This is a genomic window from Arachidicoccus rhizosphaerae, from assembly GCF_900107765.1.
Taxonomy (GTDB): Bacteria; Bacteroidota; Bacteroidia; order Chitinophagales; family Chitinophagaceae; genus Arachidicoccus; species Arachidicoccus rhizosphaerae.
In genome coordinates this window covers 19,194-35,646 of sequence record NZ_FNQY01000013.1, presented here as the reverse complement: position 1 = coordinate 35,646, position 16,453 = coordinate 19,194, and the positions used below count along the sequence as shown (strand labels likewise).

Annotated in this window: 13 protein-coding genes and 2 tRNA genes; 8 read left to right on the top strand and 7 right to left on the bottom strand. The window is 35.2% G+C overall.

Features of this window, described 5'->3' with window-relative positions; all coding sequences use genetic code 11:
• Positions 1-140: 140 nt before the first annotated feature.
• Positions 141-214 (top strand) — tRNA-Val (locus BLU80_RS11930).
• 52 nt (positions 215-266) lie between these two features.
• Here the strand turns inward: BLU80_RS11930 and BLU80_RS11925 are convergent.
• Positions 267-1,349, bottom strand: a complete 1,083-nt coding sequence (locus BLU80_RS11925; protein WP_091398539.1) for a heparan-alpha-glucosaminide N-acetyltransferase domain-containing protein — start codon at positions 1,347-1,349, stop codon at positions 267-269.
• 316 nt (positions 1,350-1,665) lie between these two features.
• Between BLU80_RS11925 and BLU80_RS11920 the strand changes: the two genes are divergently transcribed.
• Both BLU80_RS11920 and BLU80_RS11915 read left to right on the top strand, forming a co-directional pair.
• On the top strand, positions 1,666-2,631 hold the full coding sequence (locus BLU80_RS11920) for a helix-turn-helix transcriptional regulator (RefSeq protein WP_091398536.1): 966 nt from the start codon (positions 1,666-1,668) through the stop codon (positions 2,629-2,631).
• A gap of 74 nt (positions 2,632-2,705) precedes the next feature.
• Complete coding sequence (locus BLU80_RS11915) at positions 2,706-3,032, top strand: YegP family protein (protein WP_091398533.1); 327 nt, start codon at positions 2,706-2,708, stop codon at positions 3,030-3,032.
• A 93-nt stretch (positions 3,033-3,125) separates the two neighbouring features.
• Here the strand turns inward: BLU80_RS11915 and BLU80_RS11910 are convergent, their stop codons facing one another.
• From BLU80_RS11910 to BLU80_RS11900, 3 genes are all read right to left on the bottom strand, one after another.
• The gene (locus BLU80_RS11910) at positions 3,126-3,509 is read right to left on the bottom strand and encodes a RidA family protein (RefSeq protein ID WP_091398530.1); all 384 of its coding nucleotides are present in this window, start codon (positions 3,507-3,509) and stop codon (positions 3,126-3,128) included.
• Between the two features lie 183 nt (positions 3,510-3,692).
• Positions 3,693-4,562 (bottom strand): murein L,D-transpeptidase catalytic domain family protein, encoded by an 870-nt coding sequence (locus BLU80_RS11905; protein ID WP_139188142.1) that lies wholly within the window; start codon positions 4,560-4,562, stop codon positions 3,693-3,695.
• Positions 4,563-4,819: 257 nt separating this feature from the next.
• Positions 4,820-5,809 (bottom strand): NAD-dependent epimerase/dehydratase family protein, encoded by a 990-nt coding sequence (locus BLU80_RS11900; protein WP_170831223.1) that lies wholly within the window; start codon positions 5,807-5,809, stop codon positions 4,820-4,822.
• 96 nt (positions 5,810-5,905) lie between these two features.
• Between BLU80_RS11900 and BLU80_RS19880 the strand changes: the two genes are divergently transcribed.
• The 5 genes from BLU80_RS19880 (at position 5,906) to BLU80_RS11870 (ending at position 10,821) form a co-directional block, all read left to right on the top strand.
• Positions 5,906-7,360 carry a MerR family transcriptional regulator gene (locus BLU80_RS19880; RefSeq protein WP_091398523.1) on the top strand — a complete coding sequence of 485 codons (1,455 nt, stop codon included), beginning with the start codon at positions 5,906-5,908 and terminating at the stop codon, positions 7,358-7,360.
• 69 nt (positions 7,361-7,429) lie between these two features.
• A tRNA-Phe gene (locus tag BLU80_RS11890) sits at positions 7,430-7,502 on the top strand.
• Positions 7,503-8,558: 1,056 nt separating this feature from the next.
• The gene (locus tag BLU80_RS11880) at positions 8,559-9,560 is read left to right on the top strand and encodes a helix-turn-helix domain-containing protein (RefSeq protein ID WP_091398513.1); all 1,002 of its coding nucleotides are present in this window, start codon (positions 8,559-8,561) and stop codon (positions 9,558-9,560) included.
• 234 nt (positions 9,561-9,794) lie between these two features.
• Positions 9,795-10,241, top strand: a complete 447-nt coding sequence (locus BLU80_RS11875; RefSeq protein ID WP_091398510.1) for a MauE/DoxX family redox-associated membrane protein — start codon at positions 9,795-9,797, stop codon at positions 10,239-10,241.
• A 157-nt stretch (positions 10,242-10,398) separates the two neighbouring features.
• Positions 10,399-10,821: a hypothetical protein gene (locus BLU80_RS11870; RefSeq protein WP_091398508.1), complete on the top strand. Its 423-nt coding sequence runs from the start codon at positions 10,399-10,401 to the stop codon at positions 10,819-10,821.
• A gap of 50 nt (positions 10,822-10,871) precedes the next feature.
• Here BLU80_RS11870 and BLU80_RS11865 read toward each other — a convergent pair whose 3' ends face one another.
• The 3 genes from BLU80_RS11865 to BLU80_RS11855 are packed head-to-tail and all read right to left on the bottom strand — an operon-like array spanning position 10,872 to position 16,052.
• On the bottom strand, positions 10,872-12,281 hold the full coding sequence (locus BLU80_RS11865; RefSeq protein ID WP_211481826.1) for a RagB/SusD family nutrient uptake outer membrane protein: 1,410 nt from the start codon (positions 12,279-12,281) through the stop codon (positions 10,872-10,874).
• A complete protein-coding gene (locus BLU80_RS11860) occupies positions 12,259-15,486 on the bottom strand; it encodes a SusC/RagA family TonB-linked outer membrane protein (RefSeq protein WP_091398503.1) in 3,228 nt (1,075 codons plus the stop codon). Before BLU80_RS11860 ends, BLU80_RS11865 begins: the two co-directional genes overlap by 23 nt.
• 5 nt (positions 15,487-15,491) lie before the next feature.
• Positions 15,492-16,052: a TlpA family protein disulfide reductase gene (locus BLU80_RS11855; protein ID WP_091398500.1), complete on the bottom strand. Its 561-nt coding sequence runs from the start codon at positions 16,050-16,052 to the stop codon at positions 15,492-15,494.
• Between the last annotated feature and the right edge of the window lie 401 nt (positions 16,053-16,453).

Below are 16,453 nucleotides of genomic sequence, written 5' to 3'. Positions count from 1 at the left end.
ATTTTTTAATAAAATAACACTCATTTATTATTGTTTATTTCTAAAGCATAATCAACCGAATAGCTCAACATATTAAAAAATAAAAATTTTTAAGTCAATCTGACGAATTTAAATAAATTGCTATACATTTGCCAACCAATGAATCTTTAGCTCAGTTGGTTAGAGCGCTACCTTGACATGGTAGAGGTCACTGGTTCGAGTCCAGTAAGGTTCACAGTAAAGACCCTAAGAGCAACTTAGGGTCTTTTTTACCCCATCCTTTTCAACTATTGAGTTGCTTTCCCTTCGACATTTTGTATATAATGTTTACCCTTAAAAAGTTTAAGTAACTTCACCAACAAAAATGTCATTAAACTTACCAGGCTAACTGCGATGATCGTACTTCCTATCCCTAGATCCATAAACCCGAATAACGGCAAACAGTAAATAACAATAATCCATTGAACCAGATAAATCAATGTTATATTACTGCTATACCAGGACATTAAATTTATCCCTTGATTAAAGTAGTTTTCTTTAAACCTTACAACCAATAAATGGCATAAGCATAGCCATAATAACACTAAACCTGCATGAAAGAATGTGCCTCCTGGCCCTAAACGATAGAAATTAGATTTAAAAACAACGGGCTCAAACCACATAATCCCCATCCCAATGGCAAAAAACAACAGGCCAACTTTAAAACACAATTTATAAAACTCTTCCTCCAATAGCGCGTTATAGAGAAATCCAAAACTAAGCCCCATTAAAGGATACGCCAACCAGGGAAAAACAGGAAAAAATACCGCGGGTGGTGCGCCATTCAGGAATTTTAGTAAATAATCAAAAAAGATATTAGTCACTCTATTTCCCCAGATAAACGGCGACACAATTGCGGTTAAAATGGAAACAGCGAGCGGCAACCACCATTTCAATTTGAAATGATAAATAACCCCACAGGTTAAATATGCCAAAGCGGCAAATTGGAAAATATCGCCCACCATTAATAAATCTACGGTTCCCCAGAAATCTGATGATAAATGATAATAGGAAAAAAAAGTTGAAGGAATCCACCCCAGAATCGAAGGAATCACGAATTTTATGAAGTTTAATAAATAGGCTAACAGGAAAATGGAAAGTGATCGTTTTAAAATAGATTCCAAGGATTTCTTGCGCCCCAAATAAAAGGAAAACCCCAATAAAAACATAAATACCTGAGCACCTGCACCCTCCGCAAAAATTCTTAAAAAAATCCCCCAAGCGCTTTTTTGTACATCCATCTGGCTATAATAGAGTGTAGCATGAGTAGCTGGCATAATAAACACAATAAATCCTCTAGCCAAATCAATAGTCAAATCCCTTGATTTCATATTTTCAGACTTTAAATAATTATTTAATTTATAATATATACATTGTTAATAAATTATATACCATGCGCTTGCTAATAGGACTTCTTATCAATAGCGTTTCATTGTCACCTCCTTTTGTATTTATTGAAAAAATAATTATCTTAGTTCTATCCTATGATAAACACAAATGCAAAATGCATTTATTACATATTTGCAAACTTGACATCCAGTACATTTGTTTTATCCTAATATATATGAATCTAATTGTCTTGACCAGTTAATCATTTTATCTGGTAATTATTTCATTAATGGCAATAATGCTTTAATTAGAAACGATATGAATAATTCAAAAATGTATTTTCAGTCATCCATTCTTGGATTACAGATTATATATTGTAATACCCATAATGAAAAACAGATTATTAGAATTGGCAGCGAATTGCGGTATGATTATGAGCTCCATATTAATACGAAGCATATTCATTTGGATGCCCCTGGTATTAGTGAACATACTCCCTTTGTCCTGTTTTATATAAAGAATTCAAATTTACTATTTGAAAGGCATTTAAATGATATCCCTCCAGATACACTTGTATTGCAGTACCCCAAGAACCTATTTAATGTTTTTACAATAAAAGAACAGTTTGAAGCCATCAATTCTCTACGTGAGGTATTCAAAAATGACCTATACCTTCAGAAAGGCAAGATCTGTGGCTATATACACACTCAGGACGTTTATTTACTTGAGAATATTGTATTTATCCTTTCTAATAAATTCATTATTCCGGAAGTTGTATACAAATGCATATGTCTTATTTCAAGGATTATTTTAAAGAAAACTTTTAATACTAATTATCAAATAGCAACAATTCATCCAACCTTGACTGGTCTCGAAAAATTAATTGAATCCATGATTAATGATAATTTTAATTATCCAACAAAAAAGGATATTAGAAAATTTACCAATTCAACAAAAAGAAATTTCGAAGCGCAAATTAGGTCAGTTGCTCCTTCAAGCCTTAAAGTTTTCCAGACCGAATTACAGTTTAAGAGTTGTCTTTATAAAATAATGTACACAAATGACAGTTTACAAGACATTGCGATGGATCATGGGTTTTCAGAATTTACAGCATTTACCCGAAGCATAAAATTAAGAACTGGATTTTCAGCAAACCAATTACGTCTGAAAAGTAAAGATGGATTATTAACCCTACTTCCAAATCTTTCCCTTTATAAAATAATAACGATAACGACTTTAGAGGTTACTGACACGATTGCACAGAACAACATCGTCAATGAATAATTTCTTTTCAAAATTGGCAATCTTTTGAATATTGCTTAACTTAGAATATCTATTCACTTCAAAATAATAAACAGATGGGAAAGTTTGTTGTTAAAACCGGTAAGGACGGTCAATTCCGTTTTAACCTTAAAGCAGGTAATGGACAAATTATTTTAACCAGCGAAGGTTATACCACCAAGCCGGCCTGCCAAAATGGGATTTCTTCTGTCAAGACCAATTCACAAGATGATAGCAGGTATGAACGAAAAACTTCCACTAACGGAAAGCCTTATTTTAACCTTAGGGCTGGAAATGGACAGGTTATAGGCAACAGTGAATTATATGAAAGTGCCGCCGCTATGGAAAATGGCATTGAGTCTGTCAAGAAAAATGCACCGGATGCAGAAGTCACTGAAGAATAGTACATCACACACCTAACAAGCAGAAGTCTGTGATCATATAAAATCACAGACTTCTACTTTTATTGCTGATGACTTAGAGCAAAGGATTCATTGCTAATCTTTATAAGCAATAACACTAATTTCTACATTCACATTTTTAGGCAATGTTTTAACTGCCACGCACTCCCTGGCAGGAGGATTTGTATGAAAATATGTTCCATAAATTTCATTAATCTGCCCAAATAATCCCATATCGCTTAAAAAGACACTGGCTTTGACAACATCGTCAAAACCATATCCAGCTTCTTTTAAGACTGCTTCCAGATTTTTAAAAACCAGATGCGTTTCCCCTGCTAAATCACCAGAGTATAACTGATTACTTGCCGGATCAATGGCAATCTGGCCACTAACATAAAGCACACCACCAGCTTTTATCGCTTGATTATATGGACCTACTGGTGCTGGTGCATTACTGGTATTAATAATTTCTTTCCCCATTTTTATACGTTATTTTAAAATTATTGACGATAATCATTCAGGGGCAAGTTAGCCCAATTCCAATAATCTGCCAATATCCACTTTTCTAAACTTTTAATCAAACAAATGTCCGATCTTAAAAAGACCGGACATTTAAAATAAGAATAGCAGCTTAAGCTGCTATAATCTCCATTAATATAAGTTCTAACTATTTTTGTTATCATTCAAATCAGGAGCCCCATCCAATACGCTACTAGCCGTATTATTAAGAGGCGCCAATAATTCCTTAAACTTACCATCTTTCTTTAAAACCGGCCATTGAAAGGCGGCATTTAAAATTCTAGAGGAAACCTGGTAATGATTATCAGGGGCCCAGATAAATAAGCAACTACCTTCTTTTATTTTATTGATGATGGCATATTGCTGTCCGTAAGGAACTGCTGGACAGCCGAAACTGCGTCCAGTTTCATTTTCATCAGCTCTACGTGCATTCACATAGTGACTGCCATGCATAACAATATATCTGCTGTAAACATTATCGTTAATCCCTGGCTCTACTCCATTTAAATGCATGCTGTAACCAGATCCTCCGCTATATGATTTACCGGTAACGATAAAACCCAATGAACTTTTATGAGAATCCTCTACATTAGAAAAAGAAGTGGCATATTCACCGCCAGACCGTTTTCCATGGGATACATAAGTATTAAATAAAACTTTTCCCGCTTTAAGATCTATCACATACAAGCGCTTTTGAGAACTGCTCTGACTATAATCCACAATCGTTAGCAAATCTGGCTTATCTAACATTCCTTTACTTTCCAGGTATTGATACCCTTTAAAGGCTTTAAAAAAGACCTCTTTTTTTAGACCGACATTCGCCAGGTTAATTCTGTTATACACAGAATCAACATATTTATTTGCCATTGTCTGACCTACGGGCTTATTCGGAAGTAAAGAAGGAAAATCCTTATCTACTGGATGCACGATATTTGCGCTGGAGATTTTGGTCATGGGTGTGGTGAATGCGCACATTACTAACCCCACAACACTTAGGAATAAGAATTTTTTCACTATTTCTAACTTGTTTTATGTCCGCAGTATTGATTTTCTGCAAAGACTAGAAAAACGAATAATTTTATCTGAAGACCTGTTGAAACTCCGTTAGCATTCAACAAATCACTAAATTATAAATGTAATTTTCGGAATAAAATTGCTTTAATCCAAAAAATTCATGAATATTTTTCAAGAATTGAGGCAAATTTAGCCTAATTTGATGGGCAGGAAGGCTAAAGGTTAAATAAAATTCGAGGCAAAACTGTTAAAATATTCTATAATCCATATTTTTTCTGAAGGGCTTTGCAGGTTCTGGAAATTGTATTTTCAATACTTGTATAATGAAATTCAGGTAGTGCATTTTTCAACTTTGAGCTATCATACTCACAGATAATTAGTGCAGTACGAGCTGTACTTTTATTTAATATAGAAGATTTACCTGTCAGTTTGCTTTTTAAATATTTTAATCTCCAAACAAATTCTGCCATAAGCGGGGTCACTTTTTTCTTTGGTTCAGGCACATTAAAACCAGCAGCCATTAAATCAAATAACATTTTATAGGAAATATTTGCCCCATTCACAATAAACCGCTCCCCGCTAATGGGACTATTCATTAATAAAACAGCTGCTTGGGCAACATCCTTTACATCTACAAACCCATGTATTCCTTCTGTATACCATGGGAATCTATCATAAACAGATTTAAACATGGCTGTTGATCCCCTATTCCAATCACCAGCTCCAATAATAATAGATGGATTTATAATAACAGCGTCCAAACCTTCACATAGACCACGCCATACCTCAATTTCCCCTAAATACTTTGATTTTCCATAATCAGAAGCTCCTTTTTCATGCCATTCCACTTTTTCATCTATGGTACGCTTTGCTCCCTTGGCCTCTCCTATTGCGGCAACAGAACTGACATGCAGGAGTTTTTTGACGCCATTTTTAATACAGCAGTTGACCAGATTAGCCGTTCCTTCTATATTTATTTTTAGAACTTGATCTTTTAATTTCGGGTCAAAGGAAACGAAACCAGCACAATGATAAACCTGGGTAACGCCTTTTAAGGCCTCTTCCAAGGCAACTACATCCAAAATATCACAGGATACCCACTTAATACCCTTGGGTGCATTTTCAGGTATATTTCTGGCCATGCCAATAATATGATACCTGGAGCAGTCCAACTGATTAATTATCTCGCTGCCTACCAGACCAGTAGCTCCTGTAATTAAAATAGTTTCTTTTGGATTTAAATTCACCTCTATCCTGCTAAAGTTTGCACAAATTAAAGCTATTCAAGCCGCAAATCGGCATAAATTTAGGGTAAAATTGTTCAGGATTATTATTTTTACAATATGCAGCAGTTGTCCCTATTTGATTTTGGGGAAGAAGCACCCAAACCAGAAAAGAAAAAGAAAGCTTCTAAAGAGGTGACGGAAAAATCCATGGAAGTCACAAATAATGAAAAAACTCCTGATGGCGATCCCGAGCAGAAGCCTTCTGATGCCCCTATCCAATTAAAAGAGCCTGCTACCAATGAGCCAAAGGAAGACTCCGGTTCATTAGAGGAAATAACTCCCATTGTTTCAGCAGAGGCAACAATACCTGACGGGAACCTTCCTGCTGTTCCTCAGCCCGAGGCCAATGCTCAACAGCCACAGACGGCAGTGCACGCCTTTGAAGAAGATACAACCGTTGCGTCTAATTCATCTGCACCTGTAACAGCCTCTGAAATTCAAATTCAGGGCTTGAACCAGGATGTTCATTCCGAAATAGATTCGTTTGAATACGAACAAGCGGAGGCACTCCATACACCTTCCTCTTTTTCTGAAACAGAACTGAAGCCTGAAACACCATCCTCTCCCCTAACCGATCCTTCCGAGGATCCTCAGGACGTAGCAACAACAAAAGAGGTCGTATTTGCCAATGAGCAGTTTGGGGTAAAGGTGGTTATGCGCAATACTTCCAATCCAAATAACAGCTTAACTGATAACCAGGCAGCGTCCAATGAAATTGTAGAAGATCCGGGCAACCAATCATCAACCGGGCAGAATAATCCCTTTCATGAAGGGACAGAAGCAGCATCCATGGATACCTCCTTCTCCCCAGAAGACTTGGAAGACTTTGGGTCACCTGGATCTCTTGTTGAAAAGACAGCTTCTGAAAAAGAAATAACCAATAATGAAGTTTCAGAGGATAATATTCAGCAAAATGAAAGCCAATCTCCGGAGTCCATTCCATCTCAAGTATCTGAAAACAAAGAAGTTACAAATAACGAAGGCGCTGAACAACCAATAAATGCGATTGAAAAAGAAGAGCCTCAAAAGGGTCAACACGCTAATGGTCAATCAATTGAATCTGAAAATGATCCCAAAAAGCCTTATTATATAGAAGACCAAACGGTACCAATTAGAAAAAGAGGCAGGATGTCTTTTAAGCAGATTGATGCAGAAGTTGACCTTATCCAAGTACCACCAGATGAAGAACTCTTCCAAAAACAATATTACCCGATCAGCGTAGTGGCTAAATGGTTCCGGGTTAATAACTCACTGCTGCGATTCTGGGAAAATGAATTCAAAATCTTAAAGCCCAAAAAGAATAAAAAAGGAGATAGATATTTCAGGCCGGAAGACGTCAAAAATCTTCAACTGATTTATTACCTGCTGAGACAAAAAAAATTAACCATCAATGGCGCCATTAAACATTTAAACTCCTACAGAGAGCAAACAGAAGTGAATATGCACTTAATTCAATCCCTCACGGAATTCAAAGGCTTTCTGTTGGAGCTAAAACACTCCATTGAAAAATAATTTTTAAAATAATTCTTCAAGAATTTTGTTTTTAATTATTTGCAGTTTACATTTGCACTCCCTTACAGAGGTGCGGTAGCTCAGTCGGTAGAGCAAAGGACTGAAAATCCTTGTGTCGCCGGTTCGATCCCGGCCCACACCACAAAGGTTTAACGCCTGAAACGCCCACGTTTCGGGCGTTTTTCGTTGTATAGACCTTTGCTTTTGCCAAAACCCCGGTTACTTGTCCCTACTTTTAATTACATTTGACCTCCCAAAGTTGACATATATTTGACATGGCAACTTTAAAGCAGAAGTACAAAATAAACGGGCAGACGGCACCTACAATGTGCGCATACGGATAACCCGGATCAAGTTGATCCCCAATGGATCAATACAAAACGGGATCAACGCAAAAACTTCTGGAACGAGCATAAATTTTTAAATTTGTCGAATATTTAAAAATCATATGCAAGACAGCTACCTAGCACTCATAAAATTTATGGGACCAACGTATATTGGATCATTTTGAACTCTACTACCGTAGGCCTGATGACCGGATTACAGCCAAAGAGGATTTTAGAGGGGTGCTAACGGTATGAATATCCTTAGCGCACTCCGTGAACATCTCCCCAATGCAGACGGCTGAGATTGAAGCCACAGCCATGGTATCGGCGGCTCCTTTTACATTTCCCTTGAACATAACCAGCAGGCAGCCACAGATATGATAGACATTATTATCTATCTCCAGCGGCATGATGATCTAAAACGATGTACTTAAACTTCTCCTGCCGTTCTTCTCACTTCCACATGCCACAGGGGCATTATTGCCTATCCTAGCGATTAATATCTAGTTCCAGTTATAATTTAATTAAGCATAATCCCATTCTCCTACTTCAAAACAATGATTTTTCAAATAAAGTACTTAAGGTTTCTAATTTAGAGGATGCATAATTTTTACACCATAGTACATTGTATACAAGGAAAAATTGCAACAAATTTATATTGGTTTTGAATAATTACTTATTTTTGGAAAAATCTTGTCAGTATTAGCAATCAGGTTGCCTGCAAATAAACTGAATTAAGATTCATTTTTCGACGCTTCGGACTTAAGGGTACATTATAACAATATATACATAACATATTGAACGCTATGAGGTGAAACCTCTAGTTGGCCAAGTTATGTTATTCATTCAAAAACCAATTAAAAACGTCAAAAATGGAAATGATTAATTTAACATCAAATCGTGGGCATTTATTTGAATGGTTCAAAGGCCCGTCACAAAATTTCAATGGAATTATTATCCCGCAGGCTAATTTTCATTCGGTCCAAGGAGGATTCGGGGACTTTTCCTTCCAGGAACTGGTAAGACCACGGTATGCTCTTTGGCTAAGTCATTATCAATGTTTGGAGAGGCTAAAAACACATGCAACCGCAGATAGCTCTTTTCTAGAACTCAGTATTTTTCTTGAGCAAAATGCGGCCTATATTTTCCCAAACAATCTAGGAAGAACATATCAGAATAGAGGTCAATTCAATATTTTTAATACCATTGACCTGGATTGCTACGTACAGTTCGAAAGAGGAGCCATATATAGCACCCTAGACATCCATCCCAAAATAGAATTAGTTGAAAACCTTTTTCATCTTTACCCAGAAATCATAGAACCCTTGCTAAATGCGGTTTATGGACACAAGGTGTATAGGTACTTTAAAAAGCCCTTAACGCTTACATACCCAATGATACAATTAAGTGAACTAATCCTGGAATTAATCAAAGAATCACCAATCAATACATTCCTGTTGGATTTAGCAGTAGTTACACTTTTTGGTTTCGCAATAATTTGCAAACTTGAAACCAATATTGACAAGATCAGTTATAACCGCAAATTAGAAATAAGAGAAGATTTAAGAGGACTTGCAAATCTGCTGATTTCAGAAAAGAAATATATGAAAACTGCATACTATGCAGAAAAAATAAACATGAGCCCCACATCATTAAAGAAGCAATTCCACAACCTTTACGGCATGGGCACCAAACAGTATTGGCTGGATCACAAAATGAGAAGCGTTTTTATCGAAGTTGTTTTTTCTCAAAAAACCATGGATGAAATAGCTTTAGAGTTTAATTTTCCTGATTCCCCAACTTTTTATAAAAGCTTCAAGAAATACTTCCATAATACTCCATTCTTTCTTAGAAAATTAATAAATCATGGATAAATAACCCCACTCACGTTTTATATAACCATTTAAAACTAACGACAATACACATTAACCTTTTCTCTAGTTCTAAAGTACGTCCACTTGGCTATTGATAGTGAATTAAAATCAATCCATCTTTGAGTTAGGAATGAACAAATGAGGGCCTTTAGATTTTAAATAAATCTAATTAAAACGAATACAGAATTTATCGCCCTTAAAAATTATACCTAATAAAAGATCAAAAATTGGGCAATGAAAAGGGAAATTATCATAACAATTATTTGTGTACTTCTAATCGCTCTTTGGAGTTATGCTGCAATTAGTAAGGTTATAGAATTCGCCACATTCGGATCTCAGTTAAAACGACAGCCTCTGCCAATTTGGTCACTCAAATGGTTGCAATGGGGTTTGCCACCACTCGAAATAACTATTGCAATTTTAATTAATATTCAAAAAACACGTAAAGCAGGGTTGATTCTTTCATCCATTTTGATGACCATCTTTACCTTATATGTATTATTTGCTCTCACAGGGGCATTTGGCGAGATCCCATGCTCATGTGCAGGATTAATTTCTAAACTTGGATGGACGGGGCATCTTGTATTCAATACTCTGTTCACACTATTAAGTTACCTAGGAATTGTCCTCCTAAAATATCAAAAACAGAAAAATTATTCTAAACAAACAATTTCAATTTAAAGATATTTTTTATCTGGCCGGATAGAATCAGGTATGTAGCCGAACACCTGTACAAAAAAGTAGGTTCCATTTTTCTAACCCAGTACCTGCGCCGCTATAAAATCGAGCGACGGGCGAAAGCATGGAATTTAATTTTTAATAACAAAATTGTAAATTTATGACACAGTTATCTAAAATGCTACCGGCTTGCGGATTCGTAATTGCGGTAGCCCTGATAGGCATCACCAGCGCTTTTAAAGATGCACCTAAAAATGGTAACGGAAGGGAAATGTATGTATTTGAATACAACCCACCGGAGAGTGATCCGGAACCGTACAGCGTAGCTAACGTACAGGATGTTTCACATTGGACATCTACTACAGATGCAACTCCCTGTACGAATACAAATTTCAAAGCATGCAAGATTTATGCATCAGCTGGAAATGTTGATGCCTCTGGGTCAGAACCCGTATTGTTATCTTCAGAAGCGATATCAGCTACTCTGAATACAACAACAAACTCAGCATATGTATCATCTACAGATGATGGCTCTTTGTCAAACCCTTCAACATCAGAAAATATTTCAAATCGAAATAATTAATATTGGAGGCCATGGAGGGCGAAATTCTTAAATTTCGCCCTCTTAATTATTTAAGGTTCATTTGGGGGAATGCCAGATATCGTAATTAAATCATCTGGTAATGGCAATGCATAAAAATTACTATTTGGCTCCAAAGAAAACGTATTGTGATCAATAACTCTTTTCAAATTAATACTTCGGCCTTCTTTATTGAGTCGTTTAATATCCATCCACCGCGTACCTCGCATAATTAGTTCTTTTCTTCTCTCCTGCAAAACCCTATCTAACGCCTCCGATGCACTTAAATCTTTTAAATCTGTAAAGGTTCCTGTTTTATATCGTTTAACCAGTAAAGTATTGATGTCATTTAAGCCCTTTTGAATTTCACCCGTCCTAATGCAACATTCTGCTCTAATAAGAAGGACTTCGTCTGTAGCAATCCCTGTAAAATTTGAATAAATGTTATTTGAATAACTAGCCTTAAAAAATTTATATCCATAGCCATTATCAGAAAAGTAAGCTGTGAGGCGTAAATCCCCGGGTTCATACAATTTTAATATAGTGGTATCAATGAACCCAACTTGTGTAAATATATCGTAGTTTGAATTCATAGAAGAATAAAAGATGGTTTCTTTATTATATTGAATAAACGGCGCACTATTTTCAATACTTCCAACTATGTCTTCATCTTCATTAAAGTCAATTAATCGATTGTATAATTGTAGGCAAGAATCTGCATATAGTTTAGCACTGTTGTAATCTCTCATCGACAGATAACACCGAGCTAATAGTCCATAAGCTGCTCCTTTTGAAGGCCTTAAAGAAATGAGTGGATAATCTGGTAATAACGGTATTGCCTCTTTAGCATCTCTTATAACCTGCATATATGAATCATAATTTGTCGCCCTCACAGATTTCTCATTAAAATTCGAGGTCATTCTTAAAACGATGCCATAGTCATTACTACCATCATTACTATCATAAGCCTTTGCATAATTCCATAATAAATTTAAGAAGTCATAAGCTCTATATAGCAAAGCACTTCCTTTAATATTATCCCACTCGCCTTCGTTTTGTTCATTTCTATTAATATCTTTTATTAAATCAAGTACAAGATTTGCATAATATACGCCATTGTATACTGTACCCCAATCATTTGCGCTTCCCTCCTGAGATAAAAACTTAGCCCATGTGTATATTTTCTGGGCATTGATATAAAAGGAATTATATAGATCATCGCTTAAGAAATATTCGTCCGATGAAGCTTCCATATATGAGGGAGTGACCGAATAAACAGAGTAGCCATTATCCATCAAGGCCTGTAAATCGCTAAGTTTAGAAGGTACAACCGAAGAAGCATTTTGTTTTTTTGACAAAAACTTTTTGCATGAACTCGATATAACACAACTGAGTATCACAAAAAGAATAAAAAAGTTGTTCAATTTCATAAAAATCACTTTAAAAATTTGCTTTAATTCCAATAGTGTATGTTTTTGGGGCTGGTATTCCATTTGTTACATCGGGGTCCACCTCATATTTATTACTCCTCCAAATTATTCCAATATTTGAAGCGTTAAAATATAGTTGAAGTCCATTAAATGGCAGCCTTAAGGCCTTGTCATTAAGAAATGAATATGACAGATTAATAAATTGTAGTCGAATATGATCCCCTTTTATCACATTTATATCTGAGCCATTATAAAAGGCATCTCGTTTTTGATCTAATGGATAGCTAAATGAAGGAATTGAGGTGGTGGCTTCATCACCTGGATTTTGCCATCGGTTCTTATAGTCAGGATTCCCTATACCATTTACTGCTAGAGCATAGTAATTAATAGTGGGCTTCCATAAATAATAACCAAATTTATATACTATATTAAAAGACAGTGAAAAACCTTTGTAAGCAAAAGAATTCATGATTGAGCCATAAGTTGTCGGTGTTGCCGAACCGATGTAGGTAATTGTTCCTCCCTTAAGTCCCTCGCCTATTGCATTTTTTGCAAGTGAATTATAGTCGGAGGTTAGAGTGTCATCTATATAACCCATTGGGTTACCGGAGGCATCTAAACCTCCAAACCTATAAGCTGCGATAGCATATAGGGGCTTTCCAATAACAGGTGTAATAATATTACCACCCCCTAAAAATGACGAAACCGACGTTGCAGTCGTTGCAAAATATTTAGTTGTAGTCGATTTATTATAATTATAAATAAAGTCTGTAGTCCATGAAAATGCTCGATTTATATTTTTGGTATGTATGGATATATCAATACCACGACCTTTCATATCAGCTGCGTTAGAGGTAATCGTAGAGCTCGCGCCCCAAGCAGTGTAATCGTAAGGTGTTGGCGCATAAAGATTTGTCCCCTTTTTTAAATAATATTCTAAAGAACCGTTTATTATATTCTTTTTGGAAGAAAAAGCAATTTTGAAGTTTGTTTGATAAGAACGTTCCCAGCTTAGTTCGGGATTATTTATTTTGGTTATTGTCATCGTTGGCATCCTTAACGTTCCAAGCATTCCCTGGTAATAAATGCCTACAGGAAGTGCTGATTTGCTTAAATCTACATTTCCACTTACACCATAAGTTGCAGATACCCTAACAAACGGCAGCCAATCAAGGCTATAAAATTTCTCCTTTGAAAGATTCCATCCTATCCCCGTAGACCATAGTGGCTTCCACTTATCATTTTCTTTAGCTCCAAAGATATTAGAACCATCTCGACGTAAACTTCCAGAAATCGTGTACTTATTTTGGTAAGAATATGAGAAATTAGCAAATAATGAGACAAATCGGTTATCCGTGGAACCAATTCCGCTGCTAAAGGGTATCATAGAATTACCTTTTGTAACCAAATTAGGATAGTAAGTAGCATAGTTTAAATTACTTACTGCCGTTAGGGGGTCGCCATTATAACCATAAAGTGTCATTGCAGAATTGTTTGACCAAGAATCCCTAATTTCATACCCGCCAATTGCAGAGAACCTATGACGTTTAAATGAGCGGTCGTAATTTAGCTGCCCCCTAAAGGTGTAAGAGTTTAATGAAGATTGGCTTTTATTCAATATACCACCTAGTGGGACAATATAATTTATAATACCAGTATTTCTGTCAATTTGACTAAAGGAATTTATCAAATTTCTAGCAAAATAGCTCGAGGTGTCGGAAATTCTATTTACTTCGGAGTTCTGCTTCTCATATTGGTACATTATACTTAAATTCAGTCCTTGACATATTTTATACTCAAGCTTGATATGCGCCAAAATATCCTCAGTATTTGTTGTACTATAAGAATGTTTATACTCCTCTAGAGGATAATAATTCCAACTCAATAACCGATTTTGTCCTAAAGTATCCAAAAATCGTTGATTATAGTAAGACGGAACAGCGATGGATTGGCCATTCTCTCCAATCAAGCTTAAATATGGAATAATTTGCTTTGAATTAATTTGAGAGGTTGAGTTATAATCAGCTAAACCAGATTTACTATTTGAATTTGTATAATAAACACCTACATCAATGCTTAACTGGCTAATCGGTTTATATCTGTTATCAAATCTAAGGTTAGCTTTTTTATATTCATTTCTTAAATTTGAAATACTTTCATCAAATGTGCCAGATAACAGCCATGCTAGATTTGAACTACCACCTCTAAGATTTATAGCATATTGTTTAGTTAGCCCTCTTTTGTAATAATATTTATTATACTGTTCACGGTTGTCTATTTTCTTTAATGCATTAATTTTAGTTGCCGAATCTTCAGCTGAAATTATCCCATCCTTTTTATCCTGGAAAATCTGAACCGCAGGAGAAATAGCTGGATGCGATCGGTTAGTAAATTGAGAATTATAGTAACCCTTATTAAATAGCATTTGTTCAAAGTCTATATAATCAGAGGAAGAGATTTGGGGATTATAATATAAATCTGGCTTATTCGTTATAATGATATTTGAATTAAAATCTATTTGCAATTTTGAATTAAAGTTCCCTTTTTTAGTGGTTATGACTATCACTCCATTTCCCGCTCTGGCGCCCCAAATACTTGCCGCCGCAGCGTCTTTTAATATAGTAATGCTTTGCACGTCATTTGGGTTAATATTGTTTAAATCACCATCATAGATAAAGTTATCTATGACAATTAGCGGATCTAAGGGACCGTTAATTGTACTTAATCCCCTAATAGTTATTCCTGTTGTATTCTGAGAATTGTTATTATGTTTCCCAACATTAAACAGTAGACTGTTGGTTACACCATTAAGTCTGTCTAAAATTTTCATTCCTGTCTGCTGATTAAGTTTGTTATTGTCTATAACTTCATATGAACCATTTACTTCATTAGGTTTCAATTGTTGGTAGCCGGTATTAATAGTAACATCTTCCAAGGAGTTATTTTTAGGAACTAAACCAATTTGAAGAAACGGTGTATTCGGGTATGTAATAATTTTTTTTGTTTGAAATCCAATATGTGACAATAAAAGTGTATCTGTTCTTTTAACCTTTATGCTGAAATTACCAAGAGAATCAGAATTAACCGTACTCCCGTTTTCAATTGAATGTATTGATACATTTTCTATAGGTTTATCAGAAACGGTGTTTGTCACATTTCCTTTAAATACAAAACTATTTTGTGCGGTTATTGATTTACTTAAAATCAATGCTAGTATTAGTAAAGTGATATTCCTCATTTTGATTAGTTAGTTTTTTTTGAAGTGTCGTCTATGTACCCTGTTTGGTATAACTCTTCAGGTAACTGTTTAAGATATGCCCCAATTAGTTCTTTATTCATAAAGAAAAATGAGCATTTGGCTACAAGTCTGTTCTCAGGATCTAGTATAGCATAATTTGGTTCATAAAGATGTCTAAAATACTTATGTAAAATGGTGTCTTCTACTATACATGGAATACTCCATTTGATATTATGTTTTGTTTCATAACTTTTTAGAAATTGTGTCACAGCACTATCCGATTCGTGTGCTACCATTATAATTTGTAACTTATCCCCATACATTTTTTGCATTGAATCTAATTCGGGCATTGCTTCTATGCATGTTCCGCAATGGGTAAACCAAAAATCAAGTAGAATTGATTTGCCTTTAAAATCTTTAAGAGAAGCAGTTGAGCATTTATAATTGATTATTTTTCCAAAAGAAATATTTGGAAAAGGATCATCTATATATAAAGGTTTAATTTCTTGACTGAATGCGCTTAACATGAGCATAGCTCCGCCCGTTAAGCATAACAGCTTTTTCATACTAATTGATTTTTAAATGATTATAAAGACTTCGAATCAAAACGCGGAGGAGCAGTTGCATCCTATTATAAAAAATCAAGAATACACTACCCTTCCTTTTTAATATTAAATAGGACTCTTGGGCTTTATAGCAAACAGGTTACGGGAATTTTCATTTAAAGCAAATCGTGGGGGAATGGCTATAAGCCATATAACAGCACCCTTCAGCTCCTTGATTTCAAAAGAATTTAATTCAGTTATTTTCATTGTGATAATATTACCAAAAACACATGCAATCAAAATAAAATATAATTAGTCCATAGCATACAACATTTCAATCAATAAATCCAGTTATCCTGGCAAAATAGAGATGTTTTCTGGCTTGATTTTTTCATTCAATACGGCTAAACTTTCAATACGGC

Coding starts and splice junctions, on each gene's coding strand:
- BLU80_RS11915 (WP_091398533.1), top strand. CDS start 2,706: ATGGGAAAGTTTGTTGTTAAAACCGGTAAGGACGGTCAATTCCGTTTT.
- BLU80_RS11855 (WP_091398500.1), bottom strand. CDS start 16,052: ATGAAAAAGCTGTTATGCTTAACGGGCGGAGCTATGCTCATGTTAAGC.
- BLU80_RS11880 (WP_091398513.1), top strand. CDS start 8,559: ATGGAAATGATTAATTTAACATCAAATCGTGGGCATTTATTTGAATGG.
- BLU80_RS19880 (WP_091398523.1), top strand. CDS start 5,906: ATGCAGCAGTTGTCCCTATTTGATTTTGGGGAAGAAGCACCCAAACCA.
- BLU80_RS11920 (WP_091398536.1), top strand. CDS start 1,666: ATGAATAATTCAAAAATGTATTTTCAGTCATCCATTCTTGGATTACAG.
- BLU80_RS11910 (WP_091398530.1), bottom strand. CDS start 3,509: ATGGGGAAAGAAATTATTAATACCAGTAATGCACCAGCACCAGTAGGT.
- BLU80_RS11870 (WP_091398508.1), top strand. CDS start 10,399: ATGACACAGTTATCTAAAATGCTACCGGCTTGCGGATTCGTAATTGCG.
- BLU80_RS11925 (WP_091398539.1), bottom strand. CDS start 1,349: ATGAAATCAAGGGATTTGACTATTGATTTGGCTAGAGGATTTATTGTG.
- BLU80_RS11860 (WP_091398503.1), bottom strand. CDS start 15,486: ATGAGGAATATCACTTTACTAATACTAGCATTGATTTTAAGTAAATCA.
- BLU80_RS11875 (WP_091398510.1), top strand. CDS start 9,795: ATGAAAAGGGAAATTATCATAACAATTATTTGTGTACTTCTAATCGCT.